The 19,833-nt window shown below is 51.9% G+C and carries 20 protein-coding genes; 4 read left to right on the forward strand and 16 right to left on the reverse strand.

Going from position 1 to position 19,833, the window contains the following annotated elements; all coding sequences use genetic code 11:
* Positions 1-22 precede the first annotated feature (22 nt).
* The 15 genes from JMF81_RS12565 to JMF81_RS12635 form a co-directional block, all read right to left on the reverse strand.
* Positions 23-460, reverse strand: a complete 438-nt coding sequence (locus tag JMF81_RS12565; RefSeq protein WP_201311795.1) for a hypothetical protein — start codon at positions 458-460, stop codon at positions 23-25.
* A 17-nt stretch (positions 461-477) separates the two neighbouring features.
* Complete coding sequence (locus tag JMF81_RS12570; RefSeq protein ID WP_201311796.1) at positions 478-1,161, reverse strand: cell division protein; 684 nt, start codon at positions 1,159-1,161, stop codon at positions 478-480.
* A 20-nt stretch (positions 1,162-1,181) separates the two neighbouring features.
* The gene (locus tag JMF81_RS12575; protein ID WP_087162279.1) at positions 1,182-1,757 is read right to left on the reverse strand and encodes a sigma-70 family RNA polymerase sigma factor; all 576 of its coding nucleotides are present in this window, start codon (positions 1,755-1,757) and stop codon (positions 1,182-1,184) included.
* 15 nt (positions 1,758-1,772) lie between these two features.
* The gene (locus tag JMF81_RS12580; protein WP_087202361.1) at positions 1,773-2,186 is read right to left on the reverse strand and encodes a DUF3268 family zinc-finger domain-containing protein; all 414 of its coding nucleotides are present in this window, start codon (positions 2,184-2,186) and stop codon (positions 1,773-1,775) included.
* Positions 2,187-2,349: 163 nt separating this feature from the next.
* On the reverse strand, positions 2,350-2,628 hold the full coding sequence (locus tag JMF81_RS12585; RefSeq protein WP_054352595.1) for a hypothetical protein: 279 nt from the start codon (positions 2,626-2,628) through the stop codon (positions 2,350-2,352).
* A 62-nt stretch (positions 2,629-2,690) separates the two neighbouring features.
* Positions 2,691-3,053 (reverse strand): hypothetical protein, encoded by a 363-nt coding sequence (locus JMF81_RS12590; RefSeq protein WP_201311797.1) that lies wholly within the window; start codon positions 3,051-3,053, stop codon positions 2,691-2,693.
* 61 nt (positions 3,054-3,114) lie between these two features.
* Positions 3,115-7,131: a VaFE repeat-containing surface-anchored protein gene (locus JMF81_RS12595; protein ID WP_201311798.1), complete on the reverse strand. Its 4,017-nt coding sequence runs from the start codon at positions 7,129-7,131 to the stop codon at positions 3,115-3,117.
* Between the two features lie 88 nt (positions 7,132-7,219).
* Entirely contained in the window at positions 7,220-10,531 is a 3,312-nt protein-coding gene (locus JMF81_RS12600; protein ID WP_201311799.1) for a TraG/VirB4 family ATPase, read from the reverse strand.
* Positions 10,528-11,184 (reverse strand): DUF5038 domain-containing protein, encoded by a 657-nt coding sequence (locus tag JMF81_RS12605; protein ID WP_201311800.1) that lies wholly within the window; start codon positions 11,182-11,184, stop codon positions 10,528-10,530. The genes JMF81_RS12600 and JMF81_RS12605 overlap by 4 nt, the downstream gene beginning before the upstream one ends.
* 10 nt (positions 11,185-11,194) lie before the next feature.
* A complete protein-coding gene (locus tag JMF81_RS12610) occupies positions 11,195-12,919 on the reverse strand; it encodes a lysozyme family protein (RefSeq protein WP_330611525.1) in 1,725 nt (574 codons plus the stop codon).
* 72 nt (positions 12,920-12,991) lie between these two features.
* On the reverse strand, positions 12,992-13,909 hold the full coding sequence (locus JMF81_RS12615; protein WP_201311802.1) for a hypothetical protein: 918 nt from the start codon (positions 13,907-13,909) through the stop codon (positions 12,992-12,994).
* A gap of 15 nt (positions 13,910-13,924) precedes the next feature.
* Complete coding sequence (locus tag JMF81_RS12620) at positions 13,925-14,635, reverse strand: hypothetical protein (RefSeq protein WP_087162270.1); 711 nt, start codon at positions 14,633-14,635, stop codon at positions 13,925-13,927.
* Between the two features lie 21 nt (positions 14,636-14,656).
* On the reverse strand, positions 14,657-15,034 hold the full coding sequence (locus JMF81_RS12625; RefSeq protein WP_015574505.1) for a hypothetical protein: 378 nt from the start codon (positions 15,032-15,034) through the stop codon (positions 14,657-14,659).
* A 360-nt stretch (positions 15,035-15,394) separates the two neighbouring features.
* Complete coding sequence (locus JMF81_RS12630) at positions 15,395-15,649, reverse strand: helix-turn-helix domain-containing protein (RefSeq protein WP_201311803.1); 255 nt, start codon at positions 15,647-15,649, stop codon at positions 15,395-15,397.
* Between the two features lie 154 nt (positions 15,650-15,803).
* On the reverse strand, positions 15,804-16,145 hold the full coding sequence (locus JMF81_RS12635; protein WP_087202377.1) for a helix-turn-helix domain-containing protein: 342 nt from the start codon (positions 16,143-16,145) through the stop codon (positions 15,804-15,806).
* A 132-nt stretch (positions 16,146-16,277) separates the two neighbouring features.
* On the opposite strand from JMF81_RS12635, the gene JMF81_RS12640 reads away from it, so the two are divergent.
* The 4 genes from JMF81_RS12640 (at position 16,278) to JMF81_RS12655 (ending at position 18,457) form a co-directional block, all read left to right on the forward strand.
* A complete protein-coding gene (locus JMF81_RS12640) occupies positions 16,278-16,982 on the forward strand; it encodes a hypothetical protein (RefSeq protein WP_243282651.1) in 705 nt (234 codons plus the stop codon).
* Between the two features lie 96 nt (positions 16,983-17,078).
* Positions 17,079-17,336 (forward strand): helix-turn-helix domain-containing protein, encoded by a 258-nt coding sequence (locus JMF81_RS12645; protein ID WP_087416744.1) that lies wholly within the window; start codon positions 17,079-17,081, stop codon positions 17,334-17,336.
* A 41-nt stretch (positions 17,337-17,377) separates the two neighbouring features.
* Positions 17,378-18,130, forward strand: coding sequence for an alpha/beta fold hydrolase (locus JMF81_RS12650; RefSeq protein WP_201311804.1), 753 nt, complete (start codon positions 17,378-17,380; stop codon positions 18,128-18,130).
* 72 nt (positions 18,131-18,202) lie between these two features.
* The gene (locus tag JMF81_RS12655) at positions 18,203-18,457 is read left to right on the forward strand and encodes a YgiT-type zinc finger protein (protein WP_087418870.1); all 255 of its coding nucleotides are present in this window, start codon (positions 18,203-18,205) and stop codon (positions 18,455-18,457) included.
* Positions 18,458-18,889: 432 nt separating this feature from the next.
* Here the strand turns inward: JMF81_RS12655 and JMF81_RS12660 are convergent, their stop codons facing one another.
* Positions 18,890-19,816, reverse strand: coding sequence for an RNA-binding protein (locus JMF81_RS12660; RefSeq protein ID WP_087314337.1), 927 nt, complete (start codon positions 19,814-19,816; stop codon positions 18,890-18,892).
* Positions 19,817-19,833 lie beyond the last annotated feature (17 nt).

Below are 19,833 nucleotides of genomic sequence, written 5' to 3' on the forward strand. Positions count from 1 at the left end.
TCCCAGTTGTACAGGACATTCTTTATTCTTCTGCAGCTACTTCTATCAGTTCTTCGTAACCGATCAGCGCCGGATCGTGAAGTGCTCTTCCTGGATTTTCTTCCAGCGCGAATTCTCTTTTAAAATAAAGCCGATAGCTGTGACCAGCCAGAAGCCGGGTATTTTTTTCCAGGCTGAAGCGGTATTCTTTTCCGTCCGTAGTACGGAACAGCATCTGCTGGTTTCGAGTGAGGGGCGATTTCTCCCGCTTAACACAGGTGCCTTCCAGGATCAGGTAATTCTCCGTCTTGATGGTATGATATAAAAGAAGGAAGCGGATGATGCAGCACACTCCAAGAAGCAGGCTCATGACCAGCAGGATGGTATCCTTCTGAGACAGGGCATAAACGCCTCCAAACAGGACACAGAAAAGGCCGACTGCACAGATGGCAGCCAGCCGGGTGAATAATGGTTTCGGCATAGGGTTCTCCTTTCGGATTAAATCTTCTGGAACAGGATCTTCTGGTTCAGGTACAGGTTGCTGACCGCTTGCAGGATGGGATACTGGGCGTGGGTGATCTGCACGGTATCCGTAAGGGTGCTGCAGGTGTCTTCCGGCGAGGTGTAGAGCTTTTCCAGGATATCCTCTTCCTTCCGGATCAGGACGCCCCGCTCCATACTGAGCAGCAGCTCTGCCGTGGACAGAGACGCTTTCCCGGCAAGAGCCAGGACTTCCCGCTCCGTGGGCGTACATTTTGTCTTACGCAGGAGCCGGGGGATATCTTTCAGACGTACCTGCCTTTTGGTGTAGAGCAGGAATACGCTGGCAAGCCGGGGAAGAAAACGGTCCTCAACGGGCGTGATGGTCAGCGTCCCCAAAAGCCGGTACAGGGCATCCACGGCGCTTACCCCCATCCCTTTTACCAGAAGCCCCCGCAGGAGCAGACGGTTCAGGTAATGGGACAGCGGCAGGGAAATGGACTGGCCGGAGTCTGCACAGCTCTTTTCAAACAGACGCTCCAGTTCCGGGTAGGTCAGGATCTGGAAGGCCAGGCAGCTCCACACCAGAAGCTCCTCTTTGGACATCCCGTATTCCTTCTGGTTGTTGATCACATGGGGGACCGGTTTCCCGTTCACATTTACAAACTGAAGACTGCCGACAGCGGTATAGAGCGTAAGCATAAAAGTTCCTCCTTTATCGTTCAGGATAACAGAGCGCACAGCGCTGCATCCTGCTGTAAAAATCTGCGGGCTTTGCTCTGCCAGGCCCGGATATGGTTGGAAGGCACCTGGTAGTGAGCGGACAGCTCCTTGGCCGAGTAACCCTCAAGCTGGAAGCAGAGGGCCTCAATGCCTTTTTGGATGGTGCTGCACTGGGAGGCTTTGAGCGTCTCCAGATAAGCACCTGCCGCCGTATCCTTCAGCGCCAGGGGCGCTGCATCCGGCATTGCTTCCTGCTCCTGGCCAATCTGCAGGGCCGGCATAGCATCCAGCAGATCTTCCTGCAGCGGGCAGAAAAGATCTTTTCCCCGGATTTCGTGACGCCAGGAGTCATAAATGGCATTGCGGATAGCAGCTGCAGCGTATGGAGTGAAGGGGAACCCTTCCCCGCAGGAGACGGCTGCCCGGCACAGGGCCAGGTATCCGATCTGGCAAAGTTCCTGCCGCTGCTCGCTGGTTAAAGGGCTTCCGTTTGTCATTGAGCGGATGATCTTTGGGACCAGATCCATATGATCTTCCGCCAGCTGCTTCTGGGCGGGTGTCATGGGCTTTACCATCGCATTTCCCTCCCTTCAGCCTGCCGCCTGAAGGCGGGGGCGCTGGTTTGCCAGAAGTTTTTTGGACTCCCGGATCACCTGGTCACACATATAGTTCCCGAACATCCCGATGTGTGCCTGCTCATCGGAGAGGCAGAACTTGTCTGCCAGCCAGTGATAGGCGTCGGGACGGCTCAAGATTCCCCTCAGCCAGATCTGGTCAAAGATCTGATGTGCCAGCATCCGTTTCTTCCGAAGTTCCTGGTCTGCCAGTGTGCCTTTGGGGATCCGGGTTCCGGGATGGACTCCCACATAGGCGTCGCACCTGGGATAATTGCTGCATACATAAACCTTGCCGCCGTAGGACTTTTCCCCGTAGACGAAGGAAGCGTCCCGAAGGATGGCAGTGCCGCCGCAGTATGGGCAGCGGATGATTTTCTTCTGTTTCATAGTCTGTTCACCTCAATTTCATACGTATGGCATAAGTACGGCATACATTTATCATTCTCTACGTATTGCTTACTTATAGTGTAAGGATAAAGGTGACAGATGCCCATAGGATGAACACCGAAACTGGTCCCAGATCCGGACCAAATGGCACGTTTCACCATTTTTACGGCCAGTCAGAGTAAAAAATGGCCTTGATCAGTGGAAACAGGCCGCTGTCCGTGAAGCGCTCATAGTTGACCGGTGTGAAGATGAATCCGGCGCAGAAGATACGCACCAGAAACAGGATCACCAGAACCTTGCAGACCAGGTACAGCCGCATGGTGCGGGGCGTCCAGGGCTTTGTGGGGCGGAACTTCCGGTACAGGATATACAGCATGGGGAGAAAAATCAGGGTGGTAAATGCCCTGTCGATCCAGCAGATGATCAGAATCAGATAACTCATATGATGCTCCTCCTTTCATTTTCTTACTTATCCCATACGTAGAAGCTCCGGAAAACGCAACTTTACCAGTCATAGCAGGCTGCCTCCTGGAGACGCAGCATCGCTTCCGGAAGACAGGGGGCCTCAAGCAGCCCCTCTTTCTCCAGATAGGGCCGGTACAGGGAGTGAAACTGCTCCATGGTCAATGCGCCGGCGCACTCGGTGGGCTCCGGAAACCGGGCGAAAAGCAATCTGGCATCCCTCATGGGGAGGATACAGGGTTTCCCCTCCGGATCCGGATGGTACAAAAAGTCCGGCTGCCTGCAGTATCCCGGAGTTTTGCAGGAAACGCAGCGCACATATACGCACTGGTGCCAGTTCCCTTCACAGCAGTCCAGGAAATGGCGGATATGCTTGGCATCCGCCGTACAATGGGTTCGTTCCATATCTGTCACCTTCCATAGAAACAGGCGGCCCAGTCAAAGGAACCGCCTGTCAGAGTTCATGTTACTTGTTTTCCTTCTGTTTCCGCCTGCGCAGATACAGGACGGTCAGTGCCCCGGCAAGGACAAGAGCGCCTGCCCCGATGCCAAGGTAAAGAAGGATGGGTGCATCATCCCCGGTTTTGACCGGATTAGAAACGGAAGGTGTTTCCGTCGGTTCTTCCGGTACTTCCGGAGGATTTTCGCTAAGATGCACGGTCTGTCCCGCATCGTCAATATCCTTGTGAGAGCAGATCTCCCGCTGGGTCCCGTCCCCATCCACGTAGTAGAGGGTTTCAAAGACAACCAGGGACTTCCCGGCAAGGGAGCTGCCATCGAAGGTAAAGAGGACTTCTGCAGAGCCGCTTCGTTCTTCTGGTGTAAATGTGGTTTCTGCCGTAACCGGCTTGCCGTCAAGAAGCAGTTCTGCACCGGTTTCCTGATCCATCAGCACACCCTTTAAGAGATAGGATGCCCCGGGAATCAGGTTTTCATAGGAAACCGTATCCTTGATGGTCACTTCACTGTCGGCCAGGATTTCCTGATCCCCGTCCTCTCCGTCTGTGGCAGAGGTGCCGATCTGCGGGAAGTAGATACTTTGCGGATCTGAGGAAATGTCCCTGTGGGACGCAATGATTTGATCTTTATAAAGGATCTCCTCGAAGACCACCAGTGTTTTTCCGGCCAGTGCCTCTGCGTTAAACGTAAAGGTCAGCTCGGTGGTTCCGGAAGTCTCCTCCGGGGTAAATTCTGCTTCAGCCGTCACGGGCTTCTCATCGATCAGCAGCTCTTCGCCGGTTTCCTGATCCATCAGCGTGCCGCGGATCGTGAAGGTTTCCTCGGCAATAAGGTTCGTATATTCCGCCACATCCGTAATGGATGCTTCCGCCTTTGCAAGCCCGGTCTGGTTTCCAAGCTCCGGATTTGCTGCAGTGGTGCTGACAGAAGGCAGAACCAGCGTCTGCTCCGGTGAATCGAGATCCTGGTGGGAAGCGATTTCTTCCTCCCCATAATACAGGGACTCAAAAACAACCAGTGTCTTACCTGCCGCTTCCGTGGCGTTGAAAGTGAACTCCACATCCACGGTCCCTTCCGTGCTTTCCGGTGTAAAGGTCAGCTCAGAAGTCACGGTTTCCCCGTCAATCTCCAATGCTTCCCCGGTTTCTTTATCCATCAGGATTCCCTGCAGGGTAAGCTCTTCTCCGGCGGGTACGTTGGAATAGGACACCGTATCAATGAGTGTTACCTCTTCATCTGCGTGAGCCATCTGAAGGCCGGTTTCGGAATCTTTCACCTGAGTACCAATCTCCGGGAAGAAGATGGACTGGTCCTGATCCTCGATATCGGCGTGAACAGCCATTTTCAGGTCATCCTGCCACAGTTCCTCGAAGCAGACCACGGTGGTTCCGCCAAGGCCCGTAGCGTCAAAGGTAAATTCTACTTCCACGCTGCCGGTAGATTTTTTCGCCGTAAAGGTCGTCTCTGCCGTGACCGGTTTCCCATCAATCTCAAAAGGTTCCCCGGTTTCTTTGTTCATGAGCGTGCCGACTACCCGGTACTCCACACCTTTTTTCAGCCCTTCATACTCAACCGTGTCCACAATCGTTACCTTATCATCCGGTTTTGCCATATGGGAGCCGCCTTCTTTATCCAGTGCAGTGGTGGCAATCTCCACCTTGTCATTAGTCAGCGTCCCCAGGTCGATGGTAACGGAATCCCGGTACACTTCTACATCAAAGGTAAGAAGGTTTCGGCCTTCATTGGCTTCACAGCGCTGCTCTTCAATGGTATAGGTATCATAGATCAGGGCGCCTTTGGAGTCATCCGGCTCGGAGGTGCCGAACCAGATACCGTCTTCCGCAGTCTCGCCCCGGTTGGTATTGGAGGTATGTTTGTTCCACTCTGCGGATGTGCTGGCGTATCCATTCTGGTCGGTCACGATGGTATGGCTCTCGCCGGTTGTTTTAGAAGTAATAGTAAACGGTACGCCTGCGAGACGGGACAGATCCCCGTCACTGACTTTAACAAGCTCCAGATCCCCACGGATGACCTGGTTTTCAATGGATGAGCCGGTTTCGGTCAGTTCCACGATCTTGCCGTCTTCCGTGATGTCAAATTCCAGGGAGATACGGCCCTCGTTCAGATACCCTTCCGGTGCTTTTGTCTCATCCACCCGGTAATGGCCGTAAGGCAGGGCATCTTTCGCAGTGGAAGCCAGCCCCTTCTCATCCGTCACAAGCGTCAGGACGATTTCCCCGTTTTCGTAGGTTTCCCCGTCCACGATCACCGGATTGGCATTTAAGCTGGTGATGGTAAATTCTGCGCCTTCCAAGGTAGCACCGCCCTGAGCGGCAGCTTTCCCGGTTTCGATGTCACGTTTCTGCACTTTAACGCCGCCCCGGATGATCTGGTTCGAGATGGAGTTGTCTTCTCCTGTCAGATCTACCATTTCCCCGTTCTTAGAGATGGTAAACTCAGCGGAGAGGGTGCCTTCCCCTAAATAACCGGTGGGAGGCGTCACTTCATCTACACGGTAACTGCCGTAAGGCAGAGCGTCCGCAGCAGTGGATGCCAGTCCGGAGGCATCGGTCTTGATGGTCAGGACGACTTCATCCTTCTGATAGGTCTTCCCATCGACGACCACCGGATTATCATTCAAAGAGGTGATGGCGAACTCTGCGCCTTCCAGTGTGGCGCCGCCCTGGGGAGTGGTGCTGCCGGTTTCCAGATCCCGTTTCTGTACTTTGACACCGCCCCGGATAACAGCATCCGGTACATCCGGCGCCTGGTAAGCAGAGACTGTTTCTTCTGTACCGCTGCTGGAAATCGGCAGAACGAATACGGTATCATTGAGCTGATAGCCCGCTGGTGCTTTGGTCTCCTGAATGGTCACAGTACCAAGAGGCACGCACAGCGTTTTGCCGTCGCTTGCGTAGTAGAAGTCATCCCCGCTGACTTTGGATTCCTCCGTAAAGGAAATTTTTCCATCGTCTCCTGTACGGAATACCCAGGTGCGGGCAGGCTCACTGCCGTCTGCAGCCGGATCCGTATCGGAGATGGTGGTGTAGAACTTCACGGTAAACTCCGCATCCTTCAGGCTGGCGGCACCCTGGGGAATGGCATCCTTTAAGTCCGCATCCAGCTTCTGAAGCACCAGGGAGAGGGGGTTATTCTGGGGGATTTCCTTTACAGCCGCTTTTGCTGTCTCGTTGGAAGAAACGGTCACATCATAGGTATTGGTATCCAGAGCATATCCCGGAGAAGGGGAAAGCTCTTTGAGCGTGTAGCTGCCCACCTCCAGATCACCGGATTTGGCGTAGCCATTCTCATCGGTAGTCAGTGTCTCTACCAGGTTGCTGCCCTGATAGATCCCGTACTGGGCGCCCTTTAAGCTGTAATTGCCGTTCCCGTCAGAAACGGAACTGTTTGCCGTGGATTTCCGGATTTCGATCCAGCCGTAGGGCTTTTCATACCAGCATCCGGCTACTGTCTGCCGGCTGTCAGAGGGGATGATAAAGGCGCGGAAGGAATCCGGCGGAGCAGGCAGGCCCTGGATGGCGTTGGCAATCTCCACTGCTTTGTCAATGTAGTTCTGGGGCGCCCCGTAGAAGGCCCCGCTTCCGGCGTCATATCCGGCGTACACATAGGAAGCAGTCAGATGTCCGATCACGTAGCGGTCATCCTCGGACCAGCCGCCCAGATAGGTGCCTGCGATGTTGCGCTCTTCATAGCCGTAACCGCCGGGCAGATAGTAGAGGGCTTTGCGCAGCGCAGAGTCCTTTCCCAACAGGTCATACTGGTAGCTCCCGGCCGGCGGAGTTTTCTTCATAGGCTGGACACAGTAGGCGGTGCCGTTGTTATCCACAGCCATCTTGGTTGTCAGATAGTCCCCGTAATAAATGGTTTTACCTAACTGAAAATTAAGGGTTCCGTCCGCCGCACGGGCTGTCACGGGGCTTGTGATGGCTGTCCCCGCAAGGACGATGGCTGCCATCAGGAAAGCGAAACAGCGGCGGAGGACGTGGGTTTTGATTCGTTTCATAAGTCTCCTCCTTTTCAAAAGATGCAGGGAATGAAAAAGGAAGCGCCCGCCCTGCGCCAGACACTTCCCAAAGGTTCCTTCGGCATCCTTATCCGGCGGCTTTCTGCCTGTGCCGTTCCAGGATCTCCAGGAGTTCCTGGCGGTCCGTCGTGATCAGCTCTTTTTCCAAAACGGATGCCTTAAATTCCACGGTAATGTTATTGTTGTTCGTGGAGATCAGACCATTGCCCCGCTGGAAGTGTGTAATGTTCATCACCTCCGTTTCCGAGAGATGCAGGATCTGTTTCACCCGCTGCGCCTCTTCGTCTTCCAGGTTCAGGACAAGTTTAGTCTTGCAGTTGTTTATGATTCCCTTTCCGTACTTGCCGTCGTCCAGGGCAAAAAAGTCGTTTAAGTCCTGCGTTGCAAAGACGGCAGAACCGCCGTATCCCCGGATGATCTTGGCGATCTCCAGGACAAATTCCGCAGCCAGGCGGTTGCTGGACGCACCGATGAGCTGCCAGACCTCATCCACGAAGATGGCTTTTTCCTCCGTTCGGTTCTCCTTTGCGATATCCCAGACATAATCCAAGACGGTAAACATGCCCACTGTCAATAGATCCCCGGTCAGCTCAGAGATATCGAGCACCGTATACTTATTGGTCAGATCCACGTTGGTTTCCTGGTTAAAAGAGGAAGCAGAGCCGTGGACCAGCCGGTTTAAGATGTGGGCCATGCGTTTCGTGTCATCGCTTTCCATCAGGATATCGTAGACATCCTCCAGGATCGGCATGGGTTTATACCGGTCCGGATGAGCCGGATCGATCAGGAACTCGTTTTTGTGGGTGATCCCCTTTTTGGCATAGGTCTTGATCAGCGCCTCATCGAGAAGCTGCCTCTCCTCATGGGTCATATCCGGGATGAGCAGGCTGAAGAAGATATGCAGTTTCTGGATCTTCCCGGCCAGCGCCGAGTTGTCCATGGAAGGACCGTCCAGCAGCTCATTGACGGAGTTATCCGTTTTCCGGATCTCCATGATGTTGATGCAGTTCCGGCTGGCGGGGGAAATCTGGATGAACTCCCCGCCGATATTCTTGCAGGCCCGGTAGAACTCATGCCCTTTCAGCGGCGCTATGATGAAGACTTTGATGTTCTTGCGCCGCATCCGGGTGGCAAAAAGCTGCATGGTAAAGGTTTTCCCTGCACCGGAGCAGCCCAGGATCGCCACGTTGGCATTTTTGTACTGCCTGGAATCAAAGATATCCGCAATGACAAGGCTGTTGTTGTGCTTGTTGACACCAAATAGAATCCCGTTGTCATCACAGATGGAGTAGCTGACAAAAGGATAGCAGCTTGCCGCCCCGCTGGTTAAAACGTTCCGCCTGGAAAGCTGATACAGCTTCTTATCCAGAGATGCCAGGGGCAGCGTGGATAAAAAGCCCTGCTCCTGCAGAAAGTAGCAGGTTCTCAGGTCCATGTCCTGGGAGATCAGGAGCTTTTTCATCTCCTGTACCCGCCACTGCAGTTCCTCTAAAGTAGAGGCTGTGACGGTAATGAGAAGGCTCATGTAATAGAAGTCCTCATTATTCGCCAGCCCCTGTTTTAAGAAATAACCGGAGCGGATGGCGGAATCCAGGTCGTCATAGTCGGTATTGGTATCCGAGGCGTCCTTGATCTTGGAACGGTTGATCCGGATCTGTTGTCCCAGCCGCTGCTGGATCTTATCCTTTGGCTGCCGGTGGAGGTAAAAATCCACGTCAATGCCTTCCCCGGCGTTTACCAAAAGAGACAGCCACCCCGGCACCACCCGGCTTTTGTAGCCGGATGACGGTACGTACAGATAGGAGTGGTAGACCCCGTTGATCAGCACATAGCTGGAGTGCCGGAAATCCAGGGTTTCCGGGGAGAGAAATTCACTGATGCGGATGTCCTCGTCGGGCCGGTTCTCCTTGGCGTACCGTGCTAGTACGGAAGCAATGCGCTCCTGTAAGGGATGGGTGGCGCAAAGGGAGCGGTTTAAGAGGGTGTACAAAACATCCGTGGTAAACTCATCCGGATTTTCATGCTCTGTCACCTCATTGCCGCACTGGTACAGGAAGGTCTTGGCTGTCTGCGCCGTCGTTTCAAGAGACTCTAAGATCTCCCGTTCCGTCACCTTCCGGTTGACGTTAAAAGGTTCATATTCCATAACAAGGAAGAACCGCCGGGAAACGGCCTCCCTGGAACTTAGGTTCCGGACAAACTTCAGGTAATCCTCCTGCAGCTCCCGGCACCGGGGATCCGTTTCATTTTCCAGCTCCTGTCTGGATTTCTCCAGATGCTGGTTGATGTCCGCCCGTTTGGAGATCATCTTGATCTGCAGCTTTACCGGGCTGATCTTCAGGTAGCTGATAAAGCTGTAGATGATCCCCATCTGCTCCCTGGCACTTCGGAGCAGGAAGTTGATGGGCTCGACTTCCAGGATCTTTACATACCGGCCATCTGTCGTGTAGATGACACCGTGGGCAATCTTTTCAATCGGAAGATAGTCCTCTATGGTCTGTAACTTCCGTTTCTTTTTCTTGGCGGAAGATTGGGAAGCTGTCTGACTGGATTTTGAAGCACTTTTTGGTACTGCCTTATCTTCCTGTGTTTGCTTTGCCTTCCGGGCTTCTGCTTTGCGGGCAGCTTTCGCCTGCCGTGCAGCAAGGCGGGCGTCCTGTGCAGCCTGTTTCTTTTCCGCACGGAGCTTTTCCTTCTCCGCCCGCTCTTCCCGGCGCTTTGCTATCTTTGCGCATTTCTGCTCATAGGCTAACTGCCGGATATCTTCTCTGGCCTGCCTGCGGATGCCCCGCCGGGTGGAGGTATCAAAGGATTTATGCTCCCGTACCTTTGGCTCCCGTTTCTTTTTCCGATTTGTTTTCCCAGAAGGAGTGGAGGAAGGGGAGCCGGACAGATCCTGCTGGGGCGCCTCTTTCGTGGGAGGTGCATCGTCCTGCTGACCGGCCCCCTCAAAAGGGGGAGAATCCTCCAAAGAGCCCTTTTTCGCTTTTTTCTTCCGCCGTTCCCGTTTGGCAGGCTTTTTGGCTTCTTTCGTACCGGGCTGTTTCTGCCGTTTCTTCTTTGGCTCCGGCATTGCGTCAGAGCGGTAAACCACCCGCCGGTTTTTCAAAAAACGCAGGGCGTTCATAAGGAAAGCGGTGATGCTTTCCCCGCCGATCCCGATGAGGGATACCATGGCTGCCGGCAGTGCGGTCATGCAAAGGATGATGATGCGGGTGGTCAGGGAAAACGGCAGGTGGACCACCGGCATCCCGATCAGCAGGGCGAAAATAATGGCTTCAATGGCATTGCGGATGTCAAAGGTGCCGTTTAAGATCTTGCCCTTTTCGATGAAGTTTGGCGGGATAAAGGAGGTCCGCTGCTCATCCGGATTGCTCATGGCAGCACCTCCTCTCCGGTCTGGGTGTTCTGTACGGGATCCGCAGCATTTTCGGAAGCTCCGCTTTGCGTAGTTCCCGTTTCTTCTGTCCCGGTATCCGGTGCAGACTCTGCAGGTGCGGTCACATCCGCATAGCCGCCTTCCTGGCGCTGCTCCACTTCACTGCTGGAGACAGAAGGAAGGGTATCATCTACCGTTTTCTCATAGGTCTGACCGGATGTCCCCAGCACTGTCCGCTCCTCTCCAAAAGAAAAAGCACCCGTCATGGTGTCATAGAACACTGGAAGGGTGCTGTCATCGGACAGGAGGAAATGCAGTTCAACTGAGGTGGTATCCGGATACCCGGTTTCATCCGGCAGATATTCTGCCGATGTAATGTCTGTCCGCCCGATAAGAGTAAGATATAGCGGAAACTGCTCCTTTAGGGATGCAGTCTGGGCGGAGGAGAAGAACTGGCTCAGTTCTTCAAAGGATAAAAAGTCCATCTCGGTCAGCTCCTCTGGCTGTGTTGTCTCTTCCTGGGTGGCGGCCTCTCCCTGCGCCTCTGGATCCGGTGTTTCCTTTTGTTCCCGGAGCTTGGAGGGAAGAAAGATGGCGACCAATAGGAGAAAGAGCATCAGGAGGATGGACAGGATCAGTTTTAATCTGCTCATAAGCACTCCTCTATTTCTTCTCGAAAATCCAATACTGCGAGGAAGTCGCATGGATTTCCGTCATCATGTCAAATGCACGGTTCACGTAGTTCTTGGAGTCGTTATCATTGGGATCGTTTACCAGCACCTTCCCGTCCGCAGTCAGCCCACTAAGGACGATAAAATGTCCCCCGGACGTGAATAATCCGGGACGCTGGGAGGAGATGACCGGACGGCCTTCTGATAACGCCTGCAGCACCGCATTGGCATCCGTAGTCTGGGTGACGCTTCCGCATCCGAAATGAGAAGCCGCCGCCTGGAAATAGGACCAGTAGGTGCCTTCCCCCGCCTTATAATAGGAATTGCCGCACCAGGCGACTGCATCCACCGGAGTAATGGTGCTGCCAGTCAGGTAGCTTGCTACCATGGCAAAGGCAGTAGGCCCGCAGCCGCAGTCCGCAATGGAGCCGGTGCCGTAAGGGATGTTTCCGTATTCCGTCTGGATGTAGAGGGGGATCTGCATCCCGTTCGCCGGGTAAGTGCCGCCGGTATTCAGTACCTGGTAATAGCGCAGGACATGATCCACGTACTCCTTGTCCCCGTAGATGGAATAGTTCCAGCCGGGCCGGGCACACATCATGTCCGAGTAGGCAATGGCGTTTTCCTTTGTATAACCGCCATCCCGTTCCATCGCCCAGTCGATGTAAGCGGAACCGTAATTATAGCCCTGGAGGGCCAGCTTGATCCGGTCCAGGTCCGTCGGCCCGGTGCATCCGGCTTTCTGCAGGACGTCCCGGAGCGCCTGGATGCCGCACTCAATGGAGTATTCCGGATCAGTGATCGTGCCGGAGCCTCTGGGGAACCGGGTATTGTATCCGCTTTCCGATGCCTGCATGGGATCGCTTCCCCGTCCGCCGGATTCCTGCATCATGACGGCGAGGATCAGCTCCACGTAATCGCTCATTCCATACCGGGCGGCAATCTCGGATACCAGTGGCCGGTAGGCAAGCACCTCATCACTTAAGTTGATCGCCATAGCCGTGCCGGAGGCTGCGCCAAAGAAGAGGGTCAGGTTACTGGCGTAGTTTTCCGCCAGTTCCTTTTGTTCCTCGCTCAAGTAAAATACATGGTCAGCAAAATAGGCGTCACCGGCAAAGGAAACGGTATAGGTATAGCGGGTAAATGTTACGGTTTCCGTCTGAGGCGTTTCCCCTTCTGCGGTTTCCGTCTCCACTTCCACAGAAACGGTTTCTTCCGCTACATCATAAGAAAAAAGCCCGTCCTTGTTTTCCCGGATCAGGCTTTGGAGTTTGTCAATATTGATATTTTCATAATCATCCTGGCTCGCACAGAACTGGGAGATTAAAAGATGGGCATTGACCGCTATGGTTGTCTCATAGGGATCTACGATCTGTACGGTGGACCCCTCCGGAAGAGCGGCAATGGCACTGTTGATCTCTTCTAAAAGATCCGCATGGCTTTCTTCCAGGACTTCAACAATCGCCTGCCTGGCGTTCTGGATATTTTCATTGATCAGGGCATTGCTGTTTAAAGCCCCGGTGTTTTCTGTCAGGGATCCGAAGATCAGCCCTGGCAGCATCAGGATGAATAGCACGGGAAGCAGTAAAAACCCCAGGATAACGGCTCCGGCTTTCAATAGGGTATGCCGGTTTGCGATGGCAGCACTGATGGCTGCTGTAAAGGGACCGGCTGCCGCACCCGCCACGGTCTTGGACAGATGGGCGGCGGTCTTCATGGCATGTAAGTGGGAGGCTGCACTGGTGCCTACATCGACAGCTTCCCCAAGGCCGGAGCTTTGCTCCGCCATTTACATCCGGTCCTTTCGCTGGGGTGCCGGCGGGAGCTTCTGGACAATGGATTCGTTGTAGGCGACTTTTCCATTGCCAGCGTCATACGGCGTTTTCTCCACCGTATCCTGTGCGTACTGCTTATACCAGGCAGTGCCGTCCACGGATTGGACCGTCTCAAAGCTGCCATGGGTAGGCGCCGCATATTGGTCAGCACTGTAAAGGGCAAATTCCCGGCTGCCGGCATCCGTTTTTTCCACGCCGGTCATCCGTCCACCGCCAATCTCCATGTTCGAGTAGGTGGCGGCATCCGGAGCAGAGGTGTCGATTCCCATGTAGGAGGCATAGGCTTTTGCCGCATCCTCTCCCTTGATGGAGCCGACCTGCCCGTAATTGCCCTGGGCGATATTGCTGATTACACTATTCGCAAAGTCTCCGCCTTTCTTGAGCGAGGACTGATAGAGCATATTCCCGACGCTGGGGCCTTCCGAATAATGGGTAGCAGCATTGACGGCTTCCCGCTGTACCTGGCGTCCCACTGCACCGGCAAGCCCTCCGGAGAGAAAGCTGCCGCCAACGGCTGCGCTTCCGGGAGAGGATGCCCTGCGGTATCCGCCGCCACCACCATGCCCATGGAAGGCTCCGGCAAGGCCCCGGCCTGCAATGAGCAGCTCCGCCATCATGTTCCCGCCGGTGTTTCCTACATTAATCCCCAGGGATGCCATAAAGCTGTCGATCTTCTGGGAAACCTTGAGGAAAGCAATGGCACAGAGGAACCAGATGAACACATTTCCGGTCACGGCTTCCTTTCCCTGTTCTGCTACGGCTTCCTCCACCTGGGCTTCTGTCAGCTCTGCCGCAAAGACCGGCATGGAGCAGAACAAAACCAGGCAGGAAACCAGTACCAGGGCAGTGAGGATTGGTTTTTTGTATTTCATGGACTCCTCCTTTCATCAGAGTGATAACGGGTTTGCGAGGAAAGTGCCGACCATGCTGGTAAACAGCCGCAGGCACCAGGCGTTCATCAATAATAGGAAGAACTGCCCGCCCAGCATCCGGCACCAGGAATGGAAGATGTTCCCGGTGGACTGGGAGGCACCTGTGGCAAAGGCAACCGGCGCCGTATAGACCAGCACTCCCAAAAGGATGTAGCGTTCCGCTGCCTCAAAGAGCAGCTTGATGTAATTCCACGCCAAAATCAAAACTAAAATCAGGGCGATAATCGCCACGGCTCCATTGGCGCATACACCCAGGATGACGGTGATGACTGAATTGAAGCTGGCAAAATCCAGGGAGGGAAGCTCCTCCGTTAAGATCCAGTCATAAGGCGTCCCGGCGATGCCAAGGAGCAGGTTCACGATGTCTTCCGCATAAAAGGCCAGGAAGATAAAAATAAAAGAACGGATGGAAAGTTTCAGGGGATCCTCCGCTTCGATTCCGGCACCCATGAAGTAGTTCTTGAAAAGCTGCCACACCCAGTTTAAGAGGATGAGGCCAAGAGCCAGTGCCAGAAACACATCGTACATGGTTTCAGCTGCAGGAAAATAGCGCAGGAACGTGTCCATGGAGCAGCCGAGGGCGCCCAGGACTGAAGTGGTGATCAGATCCAGGATGTTCATGACCTGTTCTGCGATCCATTCCACGATTCCGTCCAGTATTCCCATGTGGTTTCCTCCTTTCCGGGCTTATCCGCTGTATGTGCCTCCGGCAAAGAACGGGGTAATGTATGCCATAATAAAACCAAGGCCGTTCAGAATCGCCCAGGTAATGATGATCCGCTTCAGCCAGGCACGGCTCTCATCCACGGTCTTGCCGGATTTCGAGAAATTCATCAAAAGCAGCGCCACGGATGCGGTCACTACGGCGGCAATGGTGGATATGAGGACGATCTGGTTATAAACATCCTTCATGATCTCATTGGCCTTGTCCCACATATTGGAAGCAAGCACCGGCTGGACATTCGCTGCGATAAGCGTAAAGAGCAGGAAGGCTGCGTAGAGGTATTTCCCGTAGCAGACCGTCCGCTTTTTCTCCGGTGAAGAGTTTGCAGGTAACTGTTTCATGTATGACCTCCTTCATTGATCTTGAAAAAACGGACGGGATTGCTTTTCCCGCCCGTGCTTATAATTTCCTGCCTCAAAAAGCAAAAGCAGCCCGGTCAATGCGGACTACTTCTGCAAAGCCATATGAAGTTGTTGAAGGGAAACCTCCTTTCCCTGCACGAAAAAACGCAGCCAATCCGGGCGGGAGGCTGCCGCCTTTGGATGCGCTGCGTTTTCGCTGCATATAATTTTGACAGTACCTATTGTAACACGGGGAAATTTACGGCACAATCGCAAAACCGTGCCAGTTTCGTGCGAAACCGGGAAGAATATGTGCCACGGTCAGAACGAAGAGAAAGCGGGAAGATTTGGGGAGAAGAATTATTCTGAACCTGGGAGATGGACATCCCGAAAGAAGGTGTTATAGTCCACCTGAAAGATCTGGGACAGACCAGCAAGGATCGAGATGCGGATGCTGTAGGTACCGCCTTCGATCTGAGAGTAGATGCTCCGGGTGATGTCGAGATCCATAAGCTGCAGTTTGGAAACCACCTGGTCCTGCGTCAGTTTCCGCTCCATACGGAGGGAGCGGATGGTTTCGCCAATCTGAATATCCTGTTTCAGTTTTTGTTCCATGAAAGAAGCCTCCTTTTTCGTGTTTCCGGGAGTATGCCGAAACCGATCACGTGAATTTGCAATGTATTCATTGCAGTTTCCTTGATTCTACTGGATATTCCGAGTATAATTGCAATGTATTCATTGCAAAACCGCAGGGGCTTAGGCCCTGCGGTCAGTTCTGTTTCTCTACCAGGGAGGCTTTGGAGAGCAGCTCCTGGATCGTTTCGATGGTTTTGTTATCCAGGGAGCTGACATATTGGATGAGGTTTAAGGCAGCCGGTGACATCCTGTAATCATGCGCCTGGCATAAAAGCCAGCGATCCATAGACAGGCTGAAGGTTTTGGAAAGGACCATGGCAACTTCCAGAGATGGAAGTTGTTGTCCACGTTCAATCTTGGTATAGTATGAATAGGAAATGCCTGCTTTTTCTGCAGCATATTCCTGGGTGTATCCGAGCTGGAGCCGTCGTTCCTTCAGGATCCTGCCGATCCGCCTGATTTCAGATTGTTCCATGTTCTTTACACCCCCTTTCCATGTTTGCCTTTATGGTAAGACATAAATAGTGTCTGAACCACACACTATTTATGCTCATAACAGACACAAATAATGCTTGTTACAGACATAAATAAAGCGGGAGGAAGGACGATGCAGAAAGGAAAGTATTACCGGATGAGAAAAGAACTGGTATGGGGAGCGGGCATCCTGGCTGCCCTGCTTCTTTTTTTTACAGCTTTTGGGAAAATGAAAGATACGGCAGATATGCTGCAACAGGAGGAGTTCACTTCTATGGAGTATAAAGAATTGCCAGCAGTCCAGTCGGAATTGTCGGATTCGGAGGGCTGTTATCTGTGTGGTACAGCAAAGGAAAGCCTGATGGGATATTTCCGGCAGTTTGATGATCTGGGGATTATCAGTGTAAACCAGTGGTATGTGCTGGATTTCGGCATCCTGCCTCATGAGGAGGACGGAGCAGATACCAGTGGCACCAGGACTGCCATGACAGGCACCGGGGAAGGCGGAGATTTCTTTTCCAGCACACAGACACCCTCCCGTGGGATTTCCACGGTGAAAGTCAGTTATGGGGAAGATAGCATCCTGGATGTGGAGAAGGCAAAAACCATTCTCTGCCAGGACTGCCTGGATAAGCTGCTCGCTGTCATGGAAACCTACGGACCGGAAGGGGAGGAACCAAAGCCCAGGGATCTTTGTCTGGTGGATTTTCAGACGCTGGAGCTGTATTCCCTGCAGGAGCAGCATGCCAGCTACTACATCAGGGATTATTATGTACGGCTGGATCAGACGGAAGACGGGATGGAGGTGGAGGCGGTCTATGCGCCAGTGCGGGATTGACGGGAAATTCCATGGAAAATCAGGCAGGCTGCCACTATGCTATCCGGACCGCATATGGTATGATGAAAGTATTCTAAGGGAAGGGAGCGGGATGTGATGCAGGAGCAGGAATGTACGCTGGATCTGAATACAATCGAGGCGGCAGTCGCCGGGGAGAAATGGGCGCTGGAGAAGGTGCTGGCATATTATGCGGATTATATTGAAGAACTGGCGACAGTAGAAGTCGAACAGCCAGATGGAAGCGTGAAAAAGGTTGTGGATGAGGATTTAAAACAGCAGATCGGGATGAAGCTGCTGGAAGAGATCCCGAAGTTTCCGCTGGAGGAAGCGAAGAAACAGGCGGCGGAGGAATGAGAAGGAAATTGGAATTTGTGTAAGCAAAGCGGGGGCTTAAAATGCGTATTTTGGAATATGGCAATACAAATAATCCAACAATAATGCTTGTTCATGGTTTTGAAAGTCCATATCAAATATGGATTGATTATATAGAGCATTATAAAGAGAACTATCATATTCTTGTGCCAATTTTGCCGGGACATGACGTGCAGGAAAAGTCCGAGTTCAATTCCTTTGATGATACTGCAAAAGAGATAGAAAATTATTGTATATCAAAATCTATTAACCATATATACGCAATTTATGGAATGAGCATGGGTGGAGTTTTAGCATCGTATTTATGGAAAAACAAAAGGCTTACCTTTGAAAAGGTTATTTTAGAAAGTTCACCACTTTTACCATTTGGAAAATATATGACTCAAATGCTTATAAAGCAGTACTTGTCTATAACAAAAAAAGCAAGAGAACGAAATCAAAAAGTGGTACGAAACGCAATAAATTCAATGGTAACAGAAGATATGCTGGATGTGTTTTTAGAACTGTTGGATAATATATCAGATGAAACCATAAAAAATTATTTATATGCAGTTGGACAATTCAAACTTCCCTCAGATGTTGATACACCCAATACACAGATTATTTATTTTTATGGTGGAAAGATAAATGAATTTGTTTTTAGAAACGTAGCAAAATATATCAAGAAAAATTATAAAAATTCCATAACTATTTGTTCAAAAGGAAAAGGACATTGTGAGGACGCATTACTGCACTCAAATGAGTGGATTGCACGACTGGATAAATATATTATCTAGTACTGCAATTCCAGTTTGTTAAGTAGACAAATCCTAAGTTGTCGAATTGGAATTTTTCAAGGAGGATTTACAATGAAATGTATGAAATGTCATAACACATTGCACTCAGAAATCGGCGAATTTTCTATGACTATTAACGGAAAAAGTATAAAGGTCATAAATGCACCTGTATTACATTGCAAGAACTGTAATTCGGTAATTATTAGCGACGAAGTAAAAGAAAAGGCAAAAGAATTTTCAAAAGTATATTTATATCCAGACAATACTCTTGATTACGCAGAATGTGAAGCCGGAACGATTATGTCGGTAATGAATTTACTGCTTTGATGACGAAAATCCTAAGTTATCGAACGTATCAAGCGAAGCCAAAAGCAAAAATGGGGGACTTGATTTCTCGCATCCCCCAGTGTATAATGAACTCAGAAAGGTAATCAGATGCAAGATCTGATGCCCTCAGTTAATTCAGTATTTCATAGAAATAGCATCCTTGACTTTGGACGGTACAGGATGCTATTTCTTATTATGTCGATTATCTATGTAAGTCAAAGCCGCAAAAATAACTAACAGTAAAGTCAGGACTTCTGTGATAGTCATGGGCATCACCCTCCTTTTTTACTAGAGGGCAAGATCGAAAAGCATCCGTCTTTCTGGTTCAATTATACCGGAATAGTATAGCATGACACATCGCCATGAGCAATAAAAATATATGGAAAGAAACGGCAATATTGCATAATTCACTTTGTTGCGCTGCCGCTTTTTTTATAGGTTCTGCCGGATAATCCGTGTGATCAGGCCCACCGCCACATTGCGCTCCTCATCAATATGCGTAACGACAAAGGAAACCTCGTCCTTTTTTCCTACGGTACGGGGATCATAGCAGGAATGGGCGATGGCGTTGACGCCAATCGAGAGCCGGACGAATACGGTGCCTTTGTGGATATCTTCCACAACACCGGCATATTTGCCCTGGACTTTGCATTTCTTCATGTTTTCCTTGCTGGTATTGCCTTCTACGCTTTTGACATCTGCATGGACGGTGATCTGCTCCGGAGATTCTGCCTTTACATCCAGGATCCGTACCAGGATGTGATCCCCCACACGGAACCGCTCTCTGGCGTCTCCCAGCCAGTCAAAGGACAGATCCCTTGCCAGGATGGAAGTCTCCACACCAAAAATTTCAGCACGGACAACCTTTTCTGCCACAGCGATCACCCTGGCCTGCACGATGCGGTCTTCGCAGACCTTGGGCTTCCCGGATGCGTCCGTATCCAGATAGAAGATCTGGCGTTTCTTCAGCATGGCTTCCTTCCGGCTTGCTACAATGCTGCGTGTCTTCGCATCCAATCCTTTTACCAGAAAATCAATCTCACATCCCAGCATATTATTGAGGATTTTATTTTGCCGCAGGGAAAGTTCCCCGTAATCGTGGGCGTTATCCTGAACAAGATTCAGCATCATTTCCGAGATGGGGATGACGGTACGGAAGTCCTTGTAATAGATAATAGCAATCAGACTGCCGGCCTCCGTTTTCTCAATGCCGCCCAGTTTCCCGGTAAGGATTTTCCGGGTGCGGTAGGCGTTCTGGATCTCGTGCCAGATGAGATCCGCTTTGGACTGCGGCGTTTCCAGCTGAGCATCGGCGTCCAGGGTAAGGATAGAAGTTACATGGTTCAGTTCGTTTGGCATAAGCTGCCTCCTTTCAA

This window comes from Anaerostipes butyraticus (genome assembly GCF_016586355.1).
Taxonomy (GTDB): Bacteria; Bacillota; Clostridia; order Lachnospirales; family Lachnospiraceae; genus Anaerostipes; species Anaerostipes butyraticus.